The following is a 19,497-nucleotide window of genomic DNA, read 5'->3' as shown; positions in this document are numbered from 1 at the left end:
AGAATGGCGCCCTATGACCAGGTGCCTAGAGTCACCTGGGTGGATGTGCTGAACCAGTACCGGATCTGGGTGCTGACGGTTGCAGTTCTCTTCGTGATGCTCGTGGTCACCAGTCTCTGGCTCAGCCGCAAGAAGCGCCAGCTGGCTACCGAGGAACGGCGCCAGCGTGAGCTCATTGGCAGCTGGCCCCAGCCGATGCTGATGATCCGTAACGGGGAACTGATCAATTGCAACCGGGCCGCCGTGGATCTGGTGGGTTACACCTCCGAGGCATCGCTTTTAGGTAAGAGCCTGCCCACTTTCTCGCCCCATGCGCAGCCGGACGGTACACCTTCCCTGCAAAAAGCGGATGCACTGATCAGGCGGGTAACGACCGGAGAAGTGGCACAGTCTGAGTGGCTGTTCGTGCGTTCGGACGGTTCCGATGTCTGGGTGGATATGACCCTGGCGCCAGTCTATGAACACGATCAGGAGAGCCCTTCCATTCTCTGTTCCTGGTACGACATTACCCGCCGTAAGTATGCAGAGGAGCGCCAGCGACTGGCCCTGCGAGTGTTTGAGAATGCCCGTGAAGCTATTTTTATCACCGATGCCCACGGTGTTGTCATGGACATCAACGAAGCCTACTCACTGATTACCGGGCGGGACCACAAGGTGGCGGTAGGCAACCTCCCACCCATGCCCATGGACGAAGGCAGTGCCATCCTGATTGCGGCGCGCAAGCACGGCGTCTGGACCGGCGAATTCTCCAGCAGGCACCGGGATGGTCACGCCATCGTGCTCAGCCTCACCCTGAGCAGCGTGTTCGATGAGCAGGGGCAGCTCAGTCATTTCGTCGGGGTGTTCAGTGACGTCACCCAGCTCAAGGAAACCGAGAAACAGCTGCGCACCATGGCGCACTATGATTCACTGACCGGCTTGCCGAATCGGGTGCTGTTCTCGGACCGGCTGGAGCAATCCATGGCCCAGGCCCGCCGGCAGAACTATCAGTTGGCGGTGATTTACATCGATCTGGATCATTTCAAACCCATCAACGATGCCTTCGGGCACGACGCAGGGGATGGTTTGTTGGTGGAAGTTGCCCGCCGCATGCGTTCAACCCTGCGCGAGGAAGACACCCTGGCCCGGCTGGGAGGTGATGAATTTGCCGCCATCGTGGTGAACGTCGCCGACCAGCAAACCCTGGAGGCGTTGTTGGCGCGCTTATTAACCAAGATTGGCGACCCGGTGTGGGTAGCTGACCACAGTGTTGAGGTGTCTGCCAGCCTGGGTTATACCCTGTACCCGCAAAACGTGGAGCTGGATGGCGACCAGCTGTTACGCCAAGCAGACCAGGCCATGTATCGCGCCAAACGTGAGGGTAAAAACCGTTACTGCAGGTTTTCTGACTCAGGCAGCTGATGCTGGGCGCCATTGAGCAAATGGATGGCCGGTTGCCATTTCAGGGCCTTGCTCCACTGGTCATTGAGCCGCCGTACAGAACTCAGGGTATCCAGAGCCTGGTCCCCCAGGGTGGTGCTGAAATCCCGCCGTACCATCATCTGCAACATCGTGTTTTTCAACCGGTGGTAAGTGCCCTCTGCCTCGGCCAGCAGCGTCTCAGCCGGGCCTTCTGACGCGATCAGCTCCCGGATGGTATCCAGATAGTGCTCCAGTGTCTCAGCTTGCTCGGCAAACTCGGTCCGGTGGCTTAGCTGCCGCAGCTGCAACAGTCGGGTGGTGAGATCGGTGGCTTCGGCCAGGTAGCGGCAGGTGCGGATACTGATGGTCAGGGCATCCACCACAGACGGGTGCATTTTTTCTGCCCTCAGTCGGCCGATATAGTCAGTGATCGCCCGGTTCAGGTTGCGGATGGCATCGGCTTTCGGCCGGATATCGGCTTCGGTCAGGCTCTCCCGATCAAGACACACCCTCAGCAGGCCCCGGCTATGGCCGATCAGTCGTTTCATTTCCTGGTCCACCGCCCCGATCGCCAGTTCTGGCGTGGTGATCAGGGTATCGTCCAGATAACGGGGCACGGCATTATCTTCCTCCTTGCTTCGGAACATCCGGCCCAGAAATCGGGCAAAGGGTTTGGTAAATGGCAGCATAATGGCCGCCCCCAGGACATTGAACAGGGTGTGGAACAGCGCCAGAGAAACGGCGGGGTTGGCTTCCAGGTTCAGCCAGTCGGTCAGCATCGCCAGGGTCCACAGCATCACCGGCAGTATCATCAGGGCGATGGCGCCGGTAAATACGTTGAACAGGATATGGCCAATCGCCAGCCGGCGAGCATTGGCGGTGGCTTTGAGGGCCGACAGGGCAGCCGTAGAAGTGGAGCCCAGGTTGGCGCCGATCACCGCCGCTGCCGCATTGTCCAGACTGATCAACCCACCGGCTGCAGCGGTCAGAACAATGGCCAGGGCGGCGCTGGAGGATTGCGTCAGAACCGTGGCCAGAAACCCGATGGCCAGAAACGTAAACAGGCCATAATCCGGGCTGATAATACCGCCGTCGGTAAAGCCCCCGGCCAGGGATTCCAGTGCCGTCTTGAGAATCGACAGGCCGAGGAAAAACAGCGCAAAGCCCGCCAGCGCCTCCCCTAGGAACTGGTTCCGCTGATTGCGGCTGATCATCTTGAAGCCGACACCGGCCGCCAGCAGCGGCAGCGCCAGGGCTTCGATCTTGAACCCGAACCCCACCAGGCTGACTAGCCAGGCGGTCATGGTGGTGCCTATGTTGGAACCGAAAATGACCCCGAGAGACTGAGCCAGGGTTAGAAGGCCTGCGTTGACAAAGCCAATGGTGGCAACGGTAACCGCCCCGGAGTGCTGCACAATACCGGTGATGGCAAAGCCGGCCATCAGGCCCCGCAGGGGGGTTCTGGTCCAGGTGCCTAACAGGTGTCGTAACTGGTGGCCAGCGGCGTTCTTCAGGCCGGTGGTCATCATTTCCATGGCCAGCATGAACAGCGCCAGGCCACCGAGAATCTGGAACACGGATGAGATCATGGTTCGGTTGTCGTTGTGATTTTCGGATTAGTGGCGAGTGTAGCAGAGGTTGGCTGGCGCGATGCCTCAGGCCAGGAATTTGCGCACATCCAGTTTGTAGTCTTCCGGGTCCACCGCCCGGACAATCCGGTCCTGGTTGCCGGCGCGGGATAGATCGATGGTTTCCACCGTAATCGGTAGTCGAAACCGGGTGTGGTATATCACCCGTACCACGGGCAGGCGCTGATCCTGATCGTTGGTTTCCACCACCACCCCCAGCCGTCCACTCTCAAGGAGTACCAGCGAGCCCACCGGGTACAGGCCGATGCAGCGGATAAACTGTTTCACCAGTTCCGGGTCCAGATGGTCACCACTCCATTCGAGCAGTTTTTTCAGCCCCTGGGACGGCGTCATACCCTTGTGATACACCCGGTCGGAGGTGATGGCATCGTACACATCGGTGATTGCCACCATGCGCCCGTATTCGGTAATTTCTTCGCCCTTGAGACCCTCCGGGTAACCACTGCCATCCAGTTTCTCATGGTGCTGGGCGGCGGTAATCACGGCGATTTCGCCGATGCTTTCGGTGCTGGCAAGGATGTCCCTGGAGTGCCGGGCGTGCAGTTTCATCACTTCAAATTCTTCCGCCGTCAGGCGGCCGGGTTTATGCAGGATGTCATCTGGGGTGAGGATCTTGCCAAGATCATGGAGCAGGGCGCCCACCACGGTTTGATGCAGTACGTCTGCCGGCAGTTTACGGTAGTTGCCGAACAGTGACATGAGCACACTGAGGTTAACGGAGTGTTCCAGCAGGTAGTTGTCTTTCTCACGGATGCGGCCGAGGCAACTCAGGGCGTTGGCGTTTCTCAGAACGGAGTTTTGCAGTTCGTCGGCCAGTTGGTGAATGGGCGCGATATCAATGGCGGCACCCATTTTGACGTTGTTCATGAAACTGCCCACCAGGCCCTGGGCCTGGCTGTGAATCCGCTGGGCGATGACAATCTCTTCTGTCAGGGCAACCCTGTGCTGGATGCCCGGGCGCTGTTCACCTGCATTCTGCAGGGCCTGTTCATTGCGCTGATCCACTTCTTGGGCGGTCTCAGCGTCTTGGGAGTCCAGCCCTTTCTCAACGTCGATATAGACGTATTGGACCCCCATCCTGCGGATTTTCTCGATGGTCTCTTCCCGCTTGATCACCCCTTTCTTGCGCTGGGTGTTATGGGGAATCCAGTCGTTATTCAGGTCGGAAATGTACATGCCGACCTTCAACGCAGCGATGGGGATGCGTTTGATCATGGTTGTGGGAAGAACGTCCTCAGGCTGTTCTGGTAAGTCTGGGCTAAGACCTGGTCGAGGGGGAGATCCTTCACCTCGGCGATTTTCTCGGCAACAAACGGCAGATAGAACGGTGCGTTTTCCCGGCCACGGTAGGGTACCGGCGTCAGGAAAGGTGCATCGGTTTCCAGCAGAATCTGCTCAATCGGGGCCATGCGCACGATATCCCGAACGTTCTCTGCCTTGTTGAAGCTGGTGATGCCGTTAAAACCAAGGCACCAGCCTTGATCCAGCGCATAGCGGGCCAGCCCGGCGCCGGAGGTAAAGCTGTGAATCACTCCTCGGCGGGTCAGGGTCTGCTCAAACTCCTGCAGGATGGCGATGGTGTCGTCGTCTGCTTCTCTGCTGTGGATCACTACCGGGCGGTCACTGTCGCAGGCAATTTGCAGCTGGCGACGGAATACTTCCCGCTGCACACCCCGGTCTGCATTGTCGTAGTAATAGTCCAGGCCGATCTCGCCGATGGCGACGATTTTGTCATCCCGGGCATGCTCGCGGATTTCAGCCTCTACCTCATCGGAATAGCTTTCCGCTTCGTGGGGGTGAATGCCCTGGGTGCCATACACCCAGGGCTCAAGCTGGCTGAGTTCTCGCACAGCGGCCAGGTTTTCCGGAGACACGGCAATGGTGATCACCCGTTCGATGTTCACCTTGCGGCTCTGTTCCAGGATCTCGGCCAGTGGCCGATCCTTCAGGTAATCCAGATGGCAGTGGGTCTCGATGATCGGGTGATCAAATACGGGAATCTCACGACGTTTCTTACTCATGCCTGGGGTCTATGCTCCATCACAGCCGTCGCTTGGCTGCTATTCTGAGAATTGGATCACGCTAGTTTATCACCTTGGGTGATCGTTGCATTGCATCGTGCTGATAGGGAGTTTCCTTGATGGAGTATACGGCGTTCGCACGAACATGGTTTCTGGACCCGAAAAAGCCGGCGCTGGGTCGATACCCCAGTCTGCTGGATGACGACGAAAAACTACCGGCACTGGAGTCGAGCCTGGAAGATATCGGCGAGTACCAGCGCCGGCTTTGGGCCAATGGTCGGAAAGCCCTGTTGCTGGTGATACATGGCCCGGATACCAGTGGCAAAGACAGCCTGATTCGAACACTTGCTACCTATGCCGATCCTGCAGGCTTTCATGCCTGGTCGTTCAGCAGGCCCACAGCAACAGAATCTGCCCATGATTTCCTTTGGCGTGTCACGCCTTTGTTGCCGGCTTATGGGCAGATGGTCGCATTCAACCGCAGCCACCACGAAGCGGTGATCGCGGAACGGGTTTGGCCGGTGCGGGCCGAGGAAAGTTACAACTGGCAAGCCCGGTACCGGGCGATTCGGGATTTCGAGCAGCACCTGGTCAGTGAGGGTACCTGTGTGGTGAAGGTCTGGCTGAATCTGTCCGAAGACGAACACAAGCGAAGGTTGCTAAAGCGCCTGGACAAGCCTCGTAAACGGTGGAAGTTTGACCGCTCCGATATCGAGGGCTGGAAAATGCGAGATAAATACCAGGCGTATGCGGAGGAAGCGCTGGCAGCCACCCATACCAATGAGGCGCCCTGGTTTATTGTGCCCGGAGATCGCAAACCTGAGGCCAGGGCCATTGTGGCGGCGCTGGTGGCGGAAGTGCTCAAAAGCCTGGCGCCAGACTATCCGGAGGAGCATCCGGATGTACTGGAAGAGTATCGGACCCTGCTGGCTGAGAATGGCGTGGAGTAACGGAGGCGAGTTATGCATATCGTGGTTGTAGGCGGTGGTGTGGTCGGCGTTACCACGGCTCGTGAGCTGCTGCGCCGTGGCCACCAGGTGACGGTGCTGGAGCGCCATCCGCTGGCCGGTAACGAAACCAGCAAAGGCAACGCGGCCCAGCGATCCTATGGTGTGGTCTATCCCTGGGCCGACCCCTCGATGGTGTTCAAGGCCTTGCCCTGGATTCTGCAGAAATCCGGCCCGTTGAAACTGAAAGTGCCGCCGTCACTGGATGCCATGCGTTTCATGTTCGCCACACTTCGTTATGCCTGGTCGCCGGGTCTATTCGGATTGAACAAACGGGCCATGTTGCGTCTGGGCATGCACAGCCGGGAGCGCTTCGTGGCCCTTGAGCAGGAACACGATCTGGCCTTCGACGGCCAGCATCGTGGGCTGCTGCACCTGGCCAGCAAGCCGGAGGCCATGGATGACTACCGGGCTATTCACGAACTGCTGAATGACATGGGTATTGCCTCCCGGCTACTGACGCCGGCACAGGTCAGGGAAACGGAACCGGGTATGACCGGTGATGGCCCCCTGTACGGTGCCATTAGCTATGAAACCGATGGCACTGGCGACTGCCATCGGTTTTCCCGCTCACTGGCGAACGTGTGCGAGCAGCTGGGCGCGAACTTCCGATACGATGTGAAGGTGGAGCGGCTGATCGCGGACGATACCCGCGTGAAAGCGGTGCAGCTGACCAACGCCGACGGTCGGCTGGAAACCCTGGAGGCGGACGCCTTTGTAGTTTGTGCCGGCTGCTGGTCACCTCAACTGGTGCAGCCACTGGGGCTGCGTTTGCCGATCTATCCGATCAAGGGTTACAGCATCACCGTACCCCTGCATGATGCGGCCAAGGGCCCGCTCAGCACGATTCACGATGACAACTTCAAGGTGGTGTCTACCCGCTTGGGTGACCGATTGCGTGCAACCGGATTTGTCGAGCTGGCGGACTTCAACCGGGACATTCCGCAAGCGCGGATTGATACCATCAAACGGTCCGTTGAATCCCGTTTTCCGGGGTGTGCGGACCTGGCGGCGGCAGAGACGTGGACCGGGTTCCGCCCGATGACGCCGGACGGCCCCGCGATCATCGGAAAAGGCCCCAGGGACAACCTGTTCCTGAATACCGGCCACGGTACCTTCGGCTGGACCCTGTCTGCCGGCAGTGCAGATGTCATTGCCCAGGTGATTGATGGCGAGGAGCCGTCTGTGGTGCTGGATGCTTTCCGGCCCGGACGCTTTGCGGAATAGCGTCAGAGTTTGCGCTCGATATTGCCACACAGGGTGTGAACGAAGCCGATATCCCGGTCAGACAGCAGCGGCAGTTTTTCGAACACCCACTGGGATAGCTTTTCGTCTGCCGGAGCGTCCAGTTCTGGCAACAGGCTCTCCAGCCGCGAGCGCAGTGCCGCCAGGCCTGATGTGCTGGCCGCGGTTTCCGGCTGTACACTGGCTTTTTGCAGCCCGGATAGCTCCCAGGCGTAAAGCATCACCGCCTGGGCCAGGTTCAGGGAGGGATAAGTCACCGCCATGGGGAACCCGGTCAACAGATCGCACAGGGCCAGCTCCTCGTTGGCCAGGCCCCGGTCTTCCCGCCCGAATACCAGGGCAGCCGTGGCCGCTGTATCCCCCTTGTTAGAGAGCACCGTGCGAAGTGCGGCGGGCTCGTGCCAGTCCTGCCTGTTATGCCGGGGCTTGGCCGAGGTGCCCATCAGCAGATCCGCGGAGTTTCTTACCGCTGCCAGATCAGGGAAAATGCGCGCATTATCGAGAATGTGATCACTGCCATGGGCCAGCCAGTGGGCTTCCGGCCGGGTATGCAGGTCGGAATTGACCAGCCACAGGTCGGAAAAACCCATGGTGCACAGGGCTCGGGCAGCCGCGCCGACGTTCTCCGGAACTTTTGGTTCAACCAGTACAAAGGCCAGTTTCATGACGTTACCTCCGGCGGCGAGTGTACACCAGTCGCCCGTGACTTTTTACAACCGCTGGCAGGCCGTGAACGACTGGCTTGCCCGGCATGAGCCACTCTGGCGCCCGATTCCCTTTATGGAACCAGCACCGGCGTGGAGCCGGGATTGTCCGGAACTCGCGGCCTGGCTGGAAGCGCTGGGTGACCATGACTGTGAGTATCTGGAAGAGAATCTGGCAGAACTTTCACAAAGCGTCGCCTGCTTCGTCCCGGACCTGGCCGGTTACCCTGACCTGATAGCGGTGCCTGCCCTGACCACCACAGACGACAGCCGGGCGGCGGCGCTGGCCGAAGTGGCTGCGGTGGATATGCCGGGGCGCAAGCGCGAGCAGGCAGGCGCCTTTTCAGCATCGGTGCGGCCACTGACTGGGCCGGTACTGGACTGGTGCTGCGGCAAGGGCCATCTGGCCCGCACTCTGGTTGGGCAAGGGGCGCCTTCGGTGCTGGGGTTTGAATGGAATCCGGAACTGGTGGCGGATGGCAATCGCCTGGCGCAGCATTACCAGGATCCTGTCACCCTGCGCCATCAGGATGTCATGGCTGAAACCCTGACCTGGCCCGGCAGTGTTCATGGTGTTGCCTTGCATGCCTGCGGAGACCTGCACCGGCAATTGATTCGCCGAGGCAGCGTGGAACAGACACCACGTCTGAGTTTCTCGCCCTGCTGTTATCACCTTACCGAACATGAAACCTACCCGTTGATGTCTGAGCATGCACGGCACCACGCTGGCGCATTGAGCATTGATCGCAACGGCCTTCGGCTTGCGGTGCAGGAGACCGTTACGGCCCCGGCCAGGGTGCGCGAGCAAACCCGACAAATCAGTATCTGGCGCCTGGGCTTTGATGCCCTTCAGCGGCACCTTCGCGGCGTCGATAGCTACCTTCCAGTACCATCCCATCCCGGGCGTTTGAATGCAGGTGATTTCAGAACCTTCTGTGCCTGGGCGGCCGATAAAAAGCGCCTGGAGCTGCCGGAAAGCCTGGACTGGCAGCACTGGCTGGCTGAAGGGGAACGCCGGTTCCAGCAAGTATGCCGGCACGAACTGCTGCGGCACCTGTTCCGGCGGCCGCTGGAGCTCTGGCTGGTGTTTGATTATGCGGTGTTCCTGGAGGAGCAGGGCTATCGGGTGCGGCTGGGGGCCTTTTGTGAGCGCTCACTGACTCCGCGCAACCTGTTGCTGGATGCGGTCAGGGTGTCGGACTGATGTCTTTCTGAAGAGCGTTGGCTCGGAAACAAACAAGGCGCCGGAGGGCGCCTTGTTTGCTCATTACCTTATGAGTTGGTCTTAGCGACTAACCTGAATGCGTGCTTCAACACGGCGGTTCTGGGCACGGCCAGCGGTCGTGTCATTGCTGGCAATCGGCTCGGCTTCGCCATAGCCCATGGCGCTGACGCGCTCCGGATCAACGCCCAGCACATTGGTCAACCGGTTAGCAACGGCCTCGGCACGACGCTGGGACAGGAGGCGGTTGTACTCCGCGTCACCAATGCTGTCGGAGTGACCCGCGATTTCCACGGTGGTTTCCGGGTACTCGGCCATAAAGTCCGCTACGCGACGAATTTCGTTATCGAACGTGGCATCAATCTCGGAGCTGTTCGTGGGGAACTGAACCCTAAGCTCAATGGTTTCCACGGTTTCAGTCATACCTTCGCAGCCGCGCTCGTCAACGGTGGCACCGGCAGCAGTATTCGGACATTCGTCGCGGTAATCCGGCACGCCGTCACCATCGCTGTCCACCGGGCAGCCCCGGCTGTCTACCTGAACACCGGCTGGCGTGTTCGGGCACTGATCGCGGTTATCGGGCACACCATCACCGTCCGAATCTGCGGGAGCCGGTGCTGGCGCGGGGGCAGGAGCGGGCTTCGAGGAAGCAACAGTGCGGGTGAAGGCCCAGCTCAGGCCAAGTGAGGCCATGGTGTCAAAGGTGCTTTCATCAATACCGTGGAACTCTCGGAGATCGCCACGGATGGAGATGCTGTCGCTGACATTGTAGCGGAAGCCCACGCCCACGTTTACACGGGTTTCTTCGTGATCGGTGCCTGCAGTGGTGTAGTAAATAGTATCATCCACACCGAATTCGGCATGGCCGGCACCCACACCGAATTCGGCATGGCCGGCACCCAGTGATACGTACGGGTTCCATACTGCGTCCGGGCCGGCAAAGTAATAGGTGCCGTCAATTCTCAGTTCCTGGAACTCTGATTCTCCCGCGACATATTTGCGGTCCGCATCAGCCCGTGAGTACACGGCTTCAACCGACCAGCGCGGCAGGAAGCGATACTCAACGCCAACACCAAAGGTGCCGGTTTCGCTCAGATCCCGTTTGTCATCAAACAGCTGGAAGCCGGCGAATGGGTTCAGGTAAATGGTTTCCTGGCGGTCGGCCAGAGCGGGCGTGGCAAGGGATGCTGTAAGGGCGGCCAGAGCGACCGGGCGCATGATCTTCATGCAGAACCTCCTGTTTAGTTGTTATTTCCTGCAGTTCTCTCAGGAATGAAAACTCCGAAAAACACCTGTATTACTCGGAATTTAGGTCAGTAAGCCAAAAAAAACAAAAAAATGACAGTAGTTGGTACGTCGGGAATTGTACGCAGTTCACTGACAGCGTCGTTTTAATCTGATATCGACGTGAAATACAGATGAGCGCTCTTCTTGCTGAAGTTCAGGGTATCGCCATTGGCAAAGCGCACTTCAAACGAACTCTCATCCTCTGACGTCACGTCGCCAGCACCGAAGATGGCGTGGACAACACGCGCATGATGCCAAACCGGTTCCGTGGTGACAGCCTGAGGCGCATTCTTCTGGCCTTCAATGACAATCCCCTCGCGGTCTGCATAACGCAGGCTGACCGGTGTAAGCGGGACGCTAAGGCTCAGTGACCCTGTTTCTTTTGGGTAGTTCCCCTCCAGTACGGCACCCAGTTCCCTGGACAGCTCAAAGCACAACTCGGCCACAAACCGGCTGGGGCCCTGATCGCCCTCAAGGTGGGGTTGTTGACTGGCTGGACGGGTAATCAGATGCAGGGCCTGGCGGGTTCGGGTCATGGCCACGTAGAGCAGCCGCCGCTCGCTTTCCAGTAGAGCCCTGGCATCGTCCTGGGGCCTTGGGCTGTAGGGCAGGTATTTCTCCTGCAGGCCGGGAATAATCACCACCGGCCATTCGAGCCCCTTGGTGCGATGGATGGTGGACAGCAACACCCCGTGACCCTGCTGCTCTCCTGCCTGCTGTTTCAGCGCTTTCAGATGATCCAGTGCGCCCTCAGCCGTCAGATCCAGTCCCTTCAGGTACTCCCGGAAGCCCTGCACGGTATCAATGCGCTCCTCGGCACTGTCGTGGGTCAGCGCCAGGCTGCGAATGCCCTCGTAGAGCTCCATGTGCTCCGCATACACACTGATCAGCCCCGCGACCGGACCCTTATATCGCTCAAGCTGCGCCAGCACCTCGCCCAGCTTACGAAGTTTGCGGCCCGCCATCGGGGCAAGCGCGTCAAAATCCATCTCAAGCAGCCGCTCATGCCAGGCCCCGTCAAACGCTGCCAGGAACTGTGCCAGGTTCTCCAGTTCAGGCTCTTTCAGGCCAACATGGGGAAACCGGAGCAGCAGCCGCGCCAGATCCAGCCGGTCGGAATCCGGCAGCAACTTCAGCCGGCCGGTCACCACCATCAGCAGGGCGGTGATGGCCTGCACCTCGCGACTGAACAGTGCCCCCTTACCGGCGTCAATTCGGTAAGGCACCTGCCGGGCCAGCAACTTCAGCTCAATCGGCACACTTTGGCTCCACACCCGGAACAGAATCGCGGTCTGACTGTTCTGCCCCGGTGCTTGCTGCTGCAGAATGCGCAGCACCTGGTCACCGTCATTCTCCGCTCGATGCAGGTCCACGGTGGTCGCCGGCGTGGACGGATGCGAATGACACATCACATCCTTACGCCCGGTGTTATGGCAAATCAGATGATTGGCCAGCAATGCCACCTGATGCCCGTACCGGAAGGTGTAGCTCAGCGTCTGCTCCAGCGGGCTCTCAAACTCATCACTGAACCGGCGCAAAATAAACTCCGGCTTGGCCCCGCGAAACTCATAAATGGTCTGGTCCGGATCCCCCACCACCGTCACCCGAGCCCGGTCACCGGCCACGTAGCGCAACAACAGATGCTGAATCTCATTGGTATCCTGGTACTCATCCACCAGGATCAGATCCATCTTGTTACCCACCAGACGCTGCAGAGGCGGGTTCTGATGTATCGCCATCACCGGCTCATACAACATATCCGCATAACTGATCCGCCCCTGGCCTTTACGCCACTGCTCGAAACTGTGGAACAAATCGATCAGATACCGATGCTTGTCCGAATACCCCAACTCCTCAAACACCACCTCCGCCGGCGACAACCCGGTCTTCACCAGATCAATAAACCCGGTGGCCGTCTCCACAAACTCTTTCTTGTTGCGCCGAATCTCATCCGCCAGATCCTCCGGCGCCAACCGCCGGGTCAACAACCAGGCCTGAAACGCAATCTCCTGCTCGGTCAGAATCTTCTCCGAAAACCCCGGCAGATACCCCTCCCGAACAAACCGCTTATACAACCGCAGCCCCATGGCGTGATACGTCCGAATCTCCGGCAACGCCAGCCCGGACCGATCACACACCTCCTGCAGCTTCCGCTCAAAATCCACCCGGGCACTGCGATTGAACATCAACACCAGCATCCGGTCCGGATCATGCCCTTGCTCCAGCAGAAACCGAATCCGCCAGGCCAGCGTCGACGTCTTGCCACTGCCCGCCACAGCGGTGATCACCGCATGCTCATAGCCGGCCGTAATAATCGCCCGCTGCTCGTCGGTGAGAAACTCGGGCAGGTGAGAGGTATTCGGGATTTGGGGTTTGGTAGGCATGCGGGCTATTGTACTGGCCAACTGGTAGCGGGAATAGCGCTCCCGCATAATCGTAAAAGATTGGATTATGGGGGAATATTACTCACCAGTTGAATGCAAGGGGTTGGGTAAGCCTTTCAAAACTGTGCGGAGCCAGGGATGGCGGAGCCCAAGCGCCCCAGGGATGGGCCGAAGGAGCGTGTTTTGAAAGGCTTACCCAACACCTTGCCACCTCCGAAACCTGAAGAGATGGGGAAAGATGAAAACTGAGCAATCGCTAAACGTACTGGGCGAAAAACTGGAAACCTGCGGCAACAGCCCAAAAACCGGCTTCTACCGCGACGGCTGCTGCAACACCGGCCCCGATGACCTGGGCAACCACACCGTCTGCGCCATCGTCACCGCCGACTTCCTCGAATACTCCAAAGCCCAGGGCAACGACCTCTCCACGCCCAGGCCCGAATTCGGCTTCCCCGGCCTGAAACCCGGCGACAGCTGGTGCCTCTGCGCCGGCCGCTGGCAGCAAGCCTTCGAAGCCAACAGTGCCCCGCGGGTCAAACTGCGCGCCACCCACCAAAGAGCCCTTGAAGCTTGCGAACTTGCTGACCTCAAAGCCCATGCCGCGGATCTCAGCTGAATGACTGACACAAGCCGGGAGCATCCGACCGCAGACTGGCAAAGCCTGCAAACCACGCTCAGGACCATCGGCCACCGCCGCCTGATTCTGGTGGAAGGCTCGCAGGAAAACACCTGCACCTGGATGCACCGGCAACTGTCCCGGATGGACACCAGCCACAGCCTGTGGGTTGGCCGGGCCGAACACGCTGAAGCCGTGGGCCTGCCACACCTTCAGGCCAACCATTACCAGCAATGGCTGGGCCGGGAAACCAGCCTGCTGGTCTGGGACGGCTGGCAAGGAAACCCGCCCGATGCCTTTGCGGCACTGGCAGGCACACTGCAGGCCGGAGGTATACTGTTCTGGCTGGTGCCGCCCCTGGATCAGTGGCGTCACTATGGCGATCCGGATTATGTCCGCACCGGCCTTGATCAAGCCGAAGCGCATCCATTTGCCGCCAGGCTGGCGATGGTGATCAGTGGCGATACCTCCATCATCCGGGTACAGGCAGACGACTCAGGCTTGATAAACTGGCCGGAATTGCCGGCAAATACTGCCGGTTTCACCCCGCAAACCACCGACGAACAGCAACAACTGCTGCAACACCTGGAGCGGTTCGGCCAGGGCCGCCGCCGACGCCCCCTGGTGATCACCGCGGACCGGGGCCGTGGCAAGTCTGCCGCCATGGGCATCGCTGCGGCCCGTCTGCTCCTGGCCGGTCGCGAGCAGGTGCTGGTGACGGCCCCTTCCCGGGATAACGTGGATACCCTGTTCAGGCACGCAGTGCTCGAACTTGGCGATCAACTGGCTGAACAGTCGGAATCGGTTCTTGTGACCCGCGAAGGCCACCGCTTGAGCTACATGCCGCTGCCAGAGCTGCTGACCGCCCGCCCGGCCGCCGAGGTGGTTCTGGTGGACGAAGCTGCCGGCCTGCCGGCGCACTGGTTACGCGACATACTGTTGGGCTGGCCGAGGGTGGCTTTTACCACCACGGTTCATGGCTATGAAGGCACCGGGCGTGGTTTTGCTATCCGGTTTCGTGAGGTTCTCGACCGGGAAACGCCTCACTGGCGAGGAATCCCGTTACACCAGCCGGTACGCTGGGCTGGTGATGATCCTTTGGAACGGCTGGTGTTCAGGCTGTTTCTGCTGGCCGCAGAGGGTGCGGTAGAGCCCGTGCCGGAGGTTGCTGGCGTTGATATCCAGCCCTGGGTGCCGGCTGGCGCCAGCGAGCAGGAGCTGTCACAGGCCTTCGGTCTGCTGGTCGATGCTCACTACCGGACAACGCCCGCAGACTTGCGGCAATGGCTGGATGACCCCGGCGCGCAATCCTGGCGCGCAGTGTACCGGGGGCAAACGGTGGGTGTGCTTTGGGGCACCGTTGAAGGCGGTATCGAAGCAGGATTGGCCGAGCAGATAGTGCAGGGCCGCCGCAGGGTAAGGGGCCACCTGCTGGCACAATCCCTGGCCAGCCATGGTGGCTTCCCGGAAGCCGCCAGCCTGAAAACCCTGAGAGTGGTCCGCATTGCAGTTGTGGAGCAGGCCCGCCACCTTGGGATAGGTCGCCAACTGGTGGATGCTGCCGCCGCAGCTTGCTGCGGGCAGGGCCTGGACGCGATCGGCACCAGCTTTGGTGGCAACGATCCGTTGGTCAGATTCTGGCAGGCTTGTGATTTTCGGGTGGTTCGTCTGGGTTTGCGCCAGGAAGCAAGCACCGGCGAGTTTCCGGTGCAGATGATGCGTGGCCTGTCCGATGCCGGGGCCAGTCTCGAGACGCAACTGAGAACCCGGTTTGCCCGCCACTGGCAGGTGTTGGTTCCTCGCCACTGGTCGCAGCTTGAGCCTATACTTATGGGCACCCTGGGCGCGGATTTGCCGCCAAACGCTGGCGCGGATAACGACGATCTGCGGGATTTGCAGAGCTTTGCCCATGGTTTTCGAGGGTTTGAACTGGCCCTGCCGATGCTGCAGGCAGTGAGCGTTGCCCCGGGTGTGATGGCCTGGCTGAGCCGGCAACCGGACTTTCCGTTGTGGTGCCGGGCGGTGCTGCAGGGATGGTCTTGGGCGGCACTGCAGGCTGCGTTACTGTGCAGCGGTCAACGGGACGCAGAGCAGCGGCTCCGGGGGTTGGCCTGTCAACTTCTGCAAAACGGGCCCGAGTTGTGAACGGTTCGATTTAATTCTTGCCATCGGCTGCTCAGAATAGCTGCAAAAATCACACAAGAGATTGCTCATTATGGCCAGGGAAGCAGGCAAGGTTGTTCTTCTGTTAGTCACCGTCACATTGGCGATGCTGTCCGGCTGCGCGTCAACGGGCGCTGGAAAAGGCGCAGCCGACATCTCCGGAGACCCGGGCCAGCTAATGGCAGCGGTCAAGGCCGATGAAGACCGGACAGTGCTCAACCTGCTGTCGCAGGGAGTCAGCCCCAATGTTCAGGCAGATGCCGGGGAAAGCCCGCTGATGGTGGCCTCTGCCAACGGTAATCGCCGGATTGTGCGCCTGCTTCTGGCGGCGGGGGCAGAGGTGAATGCCCGGGATGCCCGCGGTTATACCGCCGTTATTCACGCCGCGGAAAACGGCCACCTGGCGGTGGTCAGGGCCTTGCTGGCGGCCGGGGCCAATGTAAACGTCAGCCAGGACGGGCAATCCCTGTTGATGAAAGTGGTGGAAAGCGGCGACTTGCTGACCGCGGAAATGCTGCTGGCGGCCGGGGCCGATGTTCACTTCCGGAGCGCCGATGGTCGCACCGCCCTGGACCTGGCCCGGGCCAGCAACAATCAGGATCTGGAAATGTTGCTGGTTCAGGCGGGCGCTGCACGGTAGCCAGCCGGGTCAGTCGAGGCCCATCGGGTCGTTGGTATCATCCCACTCCGGCTGGAAGTGCCGTCCGATCACGTCCGCAGGCACCTCTGCTACCGACGGGTAAGACCAGTCCGGCGACCGGTCTTTATCGATCAGTAACGCCCGAATACCCTCGGCCAGATCGGGCCGGCGCGTGCACTCCTGTGCGATGGCCAGCTCCATTCGGAAAACGTCCTTCAGGGACATCTGCTGACCTTTGCGCAACTGGTGCCAAACCAGCCAGGCGGTGACCGGACAACCATCTCTTAAGGTTCGCTGGCAAGCCTGCCACCAGGGGTCTTCGTTGTCGGCAGACAGCAGTTGATCCACCACGGTTGGCAGATCGTCTCCAGCACTCAGGCGTGCAATGGTCTGTTCGTGCTGCTCCAGGTGGCCGGCCGCCAGGCTGCGATAGTCCAGGGCTTCCAACTGGTTGAGCAGCCGGAACAGGCGGTTGTCGTCGGCCGCCGCCTCACCGGTCCAGCGTTCGTCCTGTAGGCGTGAGAGCAAATCGTTCGCTTGTGCGGGCTCGATAACCAGGTCGGCCAGGCCCACCCGAAGTGCATCGCTGACGTTGAGCCGAGCCCCGGTCAGCCCCATGAACAGACCCAACCGACCCGGCAGGCGGTTCAGAAACCAGCTGGCACCAACGTCGGGGAACAACCCGATGCCGATCTCGGGCATGGCCAGGGTGACATCCGGGGTTACCAGGCGGTAACGGCAGGCCGACAGTAGGCCCAGTCCGCCCCCCATGACAATGCCATGTGCCAGGCCAATCACCGGCTTGGGGAAGCGGTGAACGCTGTAATCCAGGCGGTATTCACGGGTAAAGAACCGGGCCGGGGCCTCTGTGTCACCCTGCCCATTCAGTGCATCGTAAAGATTGCGGATATTTCCACCGGCACAGAACGCCCGTTCACCGGCTCCTCGCAGCACCACCAGGCAGATTCGATCGTCCTCGGCCCAGGTGTCCAGGGCCTCCTGAGCCTGAACAATCATCTCTTCGGTCAGTGCATTCAGGGTGTCGGGCGCATTCAGTGTCAGCAGGCCAATATGGCCTTCCCGGCAAGGGAGTTCCTGAACCTCTACGGGCATGAAGTGTCTCTCCGGCAATCACATTGTTCTGTTACAGGTCGCAGTTAGCGGTTTGTTCGTACTGTCCCTTACCCGGTTCGAGAGTAAAAGGGGACCATGGTCGCACGAATGTCCTTGATCTATCACATTTGAGGCAGGGGCCGCCTGTGCTATAAATGAAACCTGAATTACTGTCCGGCATCATCGCCGGTAAGTGAACGTTAAAACGATGAGAGGGTGAACACAATGAATCTGAAGCACTTCGCAGTTGCTGGTCTGTTTGCGCTGGGCGCAGCCGCTCCGTTTGCGGCTGTTGCGGGCGATGCCGCTGCTGGCAAAGCCAAAGCTGCAGTCTGCGCCGCCTGCCACGGGCAAAATGGTATCTCCCAGATCCCGATGTACCCGAACCTGGCCGGCCAGAAAGAACAGTATCTCGTGTCTTCCATGAAGGCCTATAAGAATGGCCAGCGCCAGGGTGGCCAGGCGGCTGTCATGCAAGGCCAGGCCGCTGGCCTGAGCGATGACGACATCGCCAACCTGGCAGCCTACTACGCCAGCCTGCCAGCTGACGGCGGCAAGTAAGACCTCTTGCTGTGAAAGTGGTGCGGCTCAGGCCGCACCACTGACAATCCGGTAGCAGGGCCGATAGGCCGACGTACCTGGCAGTTTCATCCGGTTCTGCTCAACAAACTGCTCCAGCATGGCCTCCAGGGGCCGGATCAGCGTCGGATCACCGGCGATCTCAAACGGACCCTTCTCCTGGATCTGCCGGATACCACTCTCTTTGACGTTCCCCGCCACAATTCCGCTGAAGGCCTTGCGCAGATTTGCCGCCAACAGGTGCACCGGTTGGTCCCTGTGCAGTTCCAATGCTCGCATGTTGTCGTGATTCGGTTCAAACGGTAACTGGAACACCGGATCGATCTTCAGCATCCAGTTGAAGTAATAGGCATCCTGCATGGCGCGCCGGAAGGTTTCCACGTCTTTCATGCCCTGCTTCATGGTTTGTGCCACCCGGGCCGGGTCATCAATGATGATCTCGTATTTGTTGGCCGCCTCATCACCCAGTGCGTTGCGGATGAACTTGTCGATCATCTCGAAATACTCGGCATTCTCCTTGCGCCCGGTGAAGACAACCGGGAAGGGCAGGTCGGCGTTATCCGGGTGTAGCAGGATGCCCAGCAGGTACAGAATTTCTTCCGCAGTACCTACGCCACCCGGGAACACGATCACGCCGTGGCCGCAGCGGACAAAGGCCTCCAGGCGTTTTTCAATGTCTGGCATGATCACCAGCTCGTTCACGATTGGGTTTGGGGCTTCGGCGCCGATAATGCCCGGTTCGGTAATGCCGATGTAGCGGCCGTTCTTCACCCGTTGTTTGGCGTGGCCGATGGTGGCCCCCTTCATCGGCCCCTTCATGGCACCAGGCCCACAGCCGGTACAGATGCTGAGCCCGCGCAGGCCGAGTTGATGGCCCACGTCTTTGCTGTACTGGTACTCATCGTGGCTGATGGAGTGGCCACCCCAGCACACTACCAGATCTGGCTGGCGACCGGCCTGCAGCACCCGGGCGTTGCGCAGGATGTGGAACACCAGGTTGGTAATATCTTCCGGGTTGTCCCGGCGGAAACCTGCGACGGTGTTGGGGATGGAATGGCTATATACGATGTCCCGCAACACTGAAAACAGATGTTCACGGATTGCCCGCAGCATTTCGCCATCCACGAAGGCGTGGCTGGGGGCGTTGATCAGCTCCAGTTTCAGGCCTCGGGGCTGGGGCACCAGGCGAACATCAAAATCGGCGTGGGCCTCCATCAGTTCCTTACAGTCGTCGGTTTCAACGCCGGTGTTGAGCACGGCCAGGGCGCACTGGCGGAACAGACGGTACAAGCCACCCTCGCTCTTGTCCTTGAGCCGGTTGACCTCGTGGTTGGAGAGTATTTCGAGGCTGCCCTCCGGGGAAACCAGGGCATTCATGGTGGATTCGGTCATCGTTGATGGAGCTCCTGATGGTTTCGGCAATGACGGATTTTGAGCCGCTCTGGCAAAAGGGTACACTAAGGCGT

General features: G+C 59.9%; 16 protein-coding genes. 8 read left to right on the top strand and 8 right to left on the bottom strand.

Going from position 1 to position 19,497, the window contains the following annotated elements; translation table 11 throughout:
- Positions 1 to 3 precede the first annotated feature (3 nt).
- Positions 4 to 1,401: a diguanylate cyclase domain-containing protein gene (locus ACTZWX_RS10115; RefSeq protein ID WP_444713815.1), complete on the top strand. Its 1,398-nt coding sequence runs from the start codon at positions 4 to 6 to the stop codon at positions 1,399 to 1,401.
- On the opposite strand, the gene ACTZWX_RS10110 is transcribed toward ACTZWX_RS10115, so the two are convergent.
- From ACTZWX_RS10110 to ACTZWX_RS10100, 3 genes are all read right to left on the bottom strand, one after another.
- Positions 1,371 to 2,990: a Na/Pi cotransporter family protein gene (locus tag ACTZWX_RS10110; RefSeq protein ID WP_444713814.1), complete on the bottom strand. Its 1,620-nt coding sequence runs from the start codon at positions 2,988 to 2,990 to the stop codon at positions 1,371 to 1,373. The genes ACTZWX_RS10115 and ACTZWX_RS10110 overlap by 31 nt on opposite strands.
- A 66-nt stretch (positions 2,991 to 3,056) precedes the next feature.
- Entirely contained in the window at positions 3,057 to 4,265 is a 1,209-nt protein-coding gene (locus ACTZWX_RS10105) for an HD-GYP domain-containing protein (RefSeq protein ID WP_444713813.1), read from the bottom strand.
- Positions 4,262 to 5,071 (bottom strand): TatD family hydrolase, encoded by an 810-nt coding sequence (locus ACTZWX_RS10100; protein ID WP_444713812.1) that lies wholly within the window; start codon positions 5,069 to 5,071, stop codon positions 4,262 to 4,264. The genes ACTZWX_RS10105 and ACTZWX_RS10100 overlap by 4 nt, the downstream gene beginning before the upstream one ends.
- Positions 5,072 to 5,190: 119 nt before the next feature.
- On the opposite strand from ACTZWX_RS10100, the gene ACTZWX_RS10095 reads away from it, so the two are divergent.
- Positions 5,191 to 6,021, top strand: a complete 831-nt coding sequence (locus ACTZWX_RS10095; RefSeq protein ID WP_444713811.1) for a polyphosphate kinase 2 family protein — start codon at positions 5,191 to 5,193, stop codon at positions 6,019 to 6,021.
- Between the two features lie 12 nt (positions 6,022 to 6,033).
- Positions 6,034 to 7,305 carry a D-amino acid dehydrogenase gene (locus tag ACTZWX_RS10090; RefSeq protein WP_444713810.1) on the top strand — a complete coding sequence of 424 codons (1,272 nt, stop codon included), beginning with the start codon at positions 6,034 to 6,036 and terminating at the stop codon, positions 7,303 to 7,305.
- A gap of 2 nt (positions 7,306 to 7,307) precedes the next feature.
- Here ACTZWX_RS10090 and ACTZWX_RS10085 read toward each other — a convergent pair whose 3' ends face one another.
- Positions 7,308 to 7,988 (bottom strand): tRNA/rRNA methyltransferase, encoded by a 681-nt coding sequence (locus ACTZWX_RS10085; RefSeq protein WP_444713809.1) that lies wholly within the window; start codon positions 7,986 to 7,988, stop codon positions 7,308 to 7,310.
- Here ACTZWX_RS10085 and ACTZWX_RS10080 point away from each other — a divergent pair.
- Positions 7,987 to 9,231, top strand: a complete 1,245-nt coding sequence (locus tag ACTZWX_RS10080) for a methyltransferase (RefSeq protein ID WP_444713808.1) — start codon at positions 7,987 to 7,989, stop codon at positions 9,229 to 9,231. The two genes, ACTZWX_RS10085 and ACTZWX_RS10080, sit on opposite strands and share 2 nt — an antisense overlap.
- 81 nt (positions 9,232 to 9,312) lie before the next feature.
- Here the strand turns inward: ACTZWX_RS10080 and ACTZWX_RS10075 are convergent, their stop codons facing one another.
- Positions 9,313 to 10,476: an OmpA family protein gene (locus ACTZWX_RS10075; RefSeq protein WP_444713807.1), complete on the bottom strand. Its 1,164-nt coding sequence runs from the start codon at positions 10,474 to 10,476 to the stop codon at positions 9,313 to 9,315.
- A gap of 164 nt (positions 10,477 to 10,640) precedes the next feature.
- The gene (locus ACTZWX_RS10070) at positions 10,641 to 12,968 is read right to left on the bottom strand and encodes an ATP-dependent helicase (RefSeq protein WP_444713806.1); all 2,328 of its coding nucleotides are present in this window, start codon (positions 12,966 to 12,968) and stop codon (positions 10,641 to 10,643) included.
- Between the two features lie 190 nt (positions 12,969 to 13,158).
- Between ACTZWX_RS10070 and ACTZWX_RS10065 the strand changes: the two genes are divergently transcribed.
- From ACTZWX_RS10065 to ACTZWX_RS10055, 3 genes are all read left to right on the top strand, one after another.
- Complete coding sequence (locus tag ACTZWX_RS10065) at positions 13,159 to 13,536, top strand: DUF2237 family protein (RefSeq protein WP_354447841.1); 378 nt, start codon at positions 13,159 to 13,161, stop codon at positions 13,534 to 13,536.
- A complete protein-coding gene (locus ACTZWX_RS10060) occupies positions 13,537 to 15,681 on the top strand; it encodes a tRNA(Met) cytidine acetyltransferase TmcA (RefSeq protein WP_444713805.1) in 2,145 nt (714 codons plus the stop codon).
- Positions 15,682 to 15,751: 70 nt separating this feature from the next.
- Entirely contained in the window at positions 15,752 to 16,339 is a 588-nt protein-coding gene (locus ACTZWX_RS10055; protein ID WP_058091580.1) for an ankyrin repeat domain-containing protein, read from the top strand.
- A 9-nt stretch (positions 16,340 to 16,348) separates the two neighbouring features.
- On the opposite strand, the gene ACTZWX_RS10050 is transcribed toward ACTZWX_RS10055, so the two are convergent.
- A complete protein-coding gene (locus tag ACTZWX_RS10050) occupies positions 16,349 to 17,452 on the bottom strand; it encodes an enoyl-CoA hydratase/isomerase family protein (protein WP_444713804.1) in 1,104 nt (367 codons plus the stop codon).
- 225 nt (positions 17,453 to 17,677) lie between these two features.
- On the opposite strand from ACTZWX_RS10050, the gene ACTZWX_RS10045 reads away from it, so the two are divergent.
- Entirely contained in the window at positions 17,678 to 18,013 is a 336-nt protein-coding gene (locus ACTZWX_RS10045; protein ID WP_444713803.1) for a c-type cytochrome, read from the top strand.
- Positions 18,014 to 18,040: 27 nt separating this feature from the next.
- Here ACTZWX_RS10045 and ppnN read toward each other — a convergent pair whose 3' ends face one another.
- Positions 18,041 to 19,423 (bottom strand): nucleotide 5'-monophosphate nucleosidase PpnN, encoded by a 1,383-nt coding sequence (gene ppnN, locus ACTZWX_RS10040; RefSeq protein WP_444713802.1) that lies wholly within the window; start codon positions 19,421 to 19,423, stop codon positions 18,041 to 18,043.
- Positions 19,424 to 19,497: the final 74 nt, after the last annotated feature.

It is taken from the genome of Marinobacter sp. NSM (genome assembly GCF_052380025.1).
GTDB lineage: Bacteria > Pseudomonadota > Gammaproteobacteria > Pseudomonadales > Oleiphilaceae > Marinobacter.
Note: the sequence above shows the minus strand (reverse complement) of the source record. Positions and strands in the feature narration are given on the sequence as shown.

What these genes read in the sequence shown, in the direction of transcription:
- ACTZWX_RS10115 (WP_444713815.1), top strand. Translation starts at nt 4, where the DNA reads ATGGCGCCCTATGACCAGGTGCCTAGAGTCACCTGGGTGGATGTGCTG.
- ACTZWX_RS10110 (WP_444713814.1), bottom strand. Translation starts at nt 2,990, where the DNA reads ATGATCTCATCCGTGTTCCAGATTCTCGGTGGCCTGGCGCTGTTCATG.
- ACTZWX_RS10105 (WP_444713813.1), bottom strand. Translation starts at nt 4,265, where the DNA reads ATGATCAAACGCATCCCCATCGCTGCGTTGAAGGTCGGCATGTACATT.
- ACTZWX_RS10100 (WP_444713812.1), bottom strand. Translation starts at nt 5,071, where the DNA reads ATGAGTAAGAAACGTCGTGAGATTCCCGTATTTGATCACCCGATCATC.
- ACTZWX_RS10095 (WP_444713811.1), top strand. Translation starts at nt 5,191, where the DNA reads ATGGAGTATACGGCGTTCGCACGAACATGGTTTCTGGACCCGAAAAAG.
- ACTZWX_RS10090 (WP_444713810.1), top strand. Translation starts at nt 6,034, where the DNA reads ATGCATATCGTGGTTGTAGGCGGTGGTGTGGTCGGCGTTACCACGGCT.
- ACTZWX_RS10080 (WP_444713808.1), top strand. Translation starts at nt 7,987, where the DNA reads ATGACGTTACCTCCGGCGGCGAGTGTACACCAGTCGCCCGTGACTTTT.
- ACTZWX_RS10085 (WP_444713809.1), bottom strand. Translation starts at nt 7,988, where the DNA reads ATGAAACTGGCCTTTGTACTGGTTGAACCAAAAGTTCCGGAGAACGTC.
- ACTZWX_RS10075 (WP_444713807.1), bottom strand. Translation starts at nt 10,476, where the DNA reads ATGAAGATCATGCGCCCGGTCGCTCTGGCCGCCCTTACAGCATCCCTT.
- ACTZWX_RS10070 (WP_444713806.1), bottom strand. Translation starts at nt 12,968, where the DNA reads ATGCGGGAGCGCTATTCCCGCTACCAGTTGGCCAGTACAATAGCCCGC.
- ACTZWX_RS10065 (WP_354447841.1), top strand. Translation starts at nt 13,159, where the DNA reads ATGAAAACTGAGCAATCGCTAAACGTACTGGGCGAAAAACTGGAAACC.
- ACTZWX_RS10060 (WP_444713805.1), top strand. Translation starts at nt 13,537, where the DNA reads ATGACTGACACAAGCCGGGAGCATCCGACCGCAGACTGGCAAAGCCTG.
- ACTZWX_RS10055 (WP_058091580.1), top strand. Translation starts at nt 15,752, where the DNA reads ATGGCCAGGGAAGCAGGCAAGGTTGTTCTTCTGTTAGTCACCGTCACA.
- ACTZWX_RS10050 (WP_444713804.1), bottom strand. Translation starts at nt 17,452, where the DNA reads ATGCCCGTAGAGGTTCAGGAACTCCCTTGCCGGGAAGGCCATATTGGC.
- ACTZWX_RS10045 (WP_444713803.1), top strand. Translation starts at nt 17,678, where the DNA reads ATGAATCTGAAGCACTTCGCAGTTGCTGGTCTGTTTGCGCTGGGCGCA.
- ppnN (WP_444713802.1), bottom strand. Translation starts at nt 19,423, where the DNA reads ATGACCGAATCCACCATGAATGCCCTGGTTTCCCCGGAGGGCAGCCTC.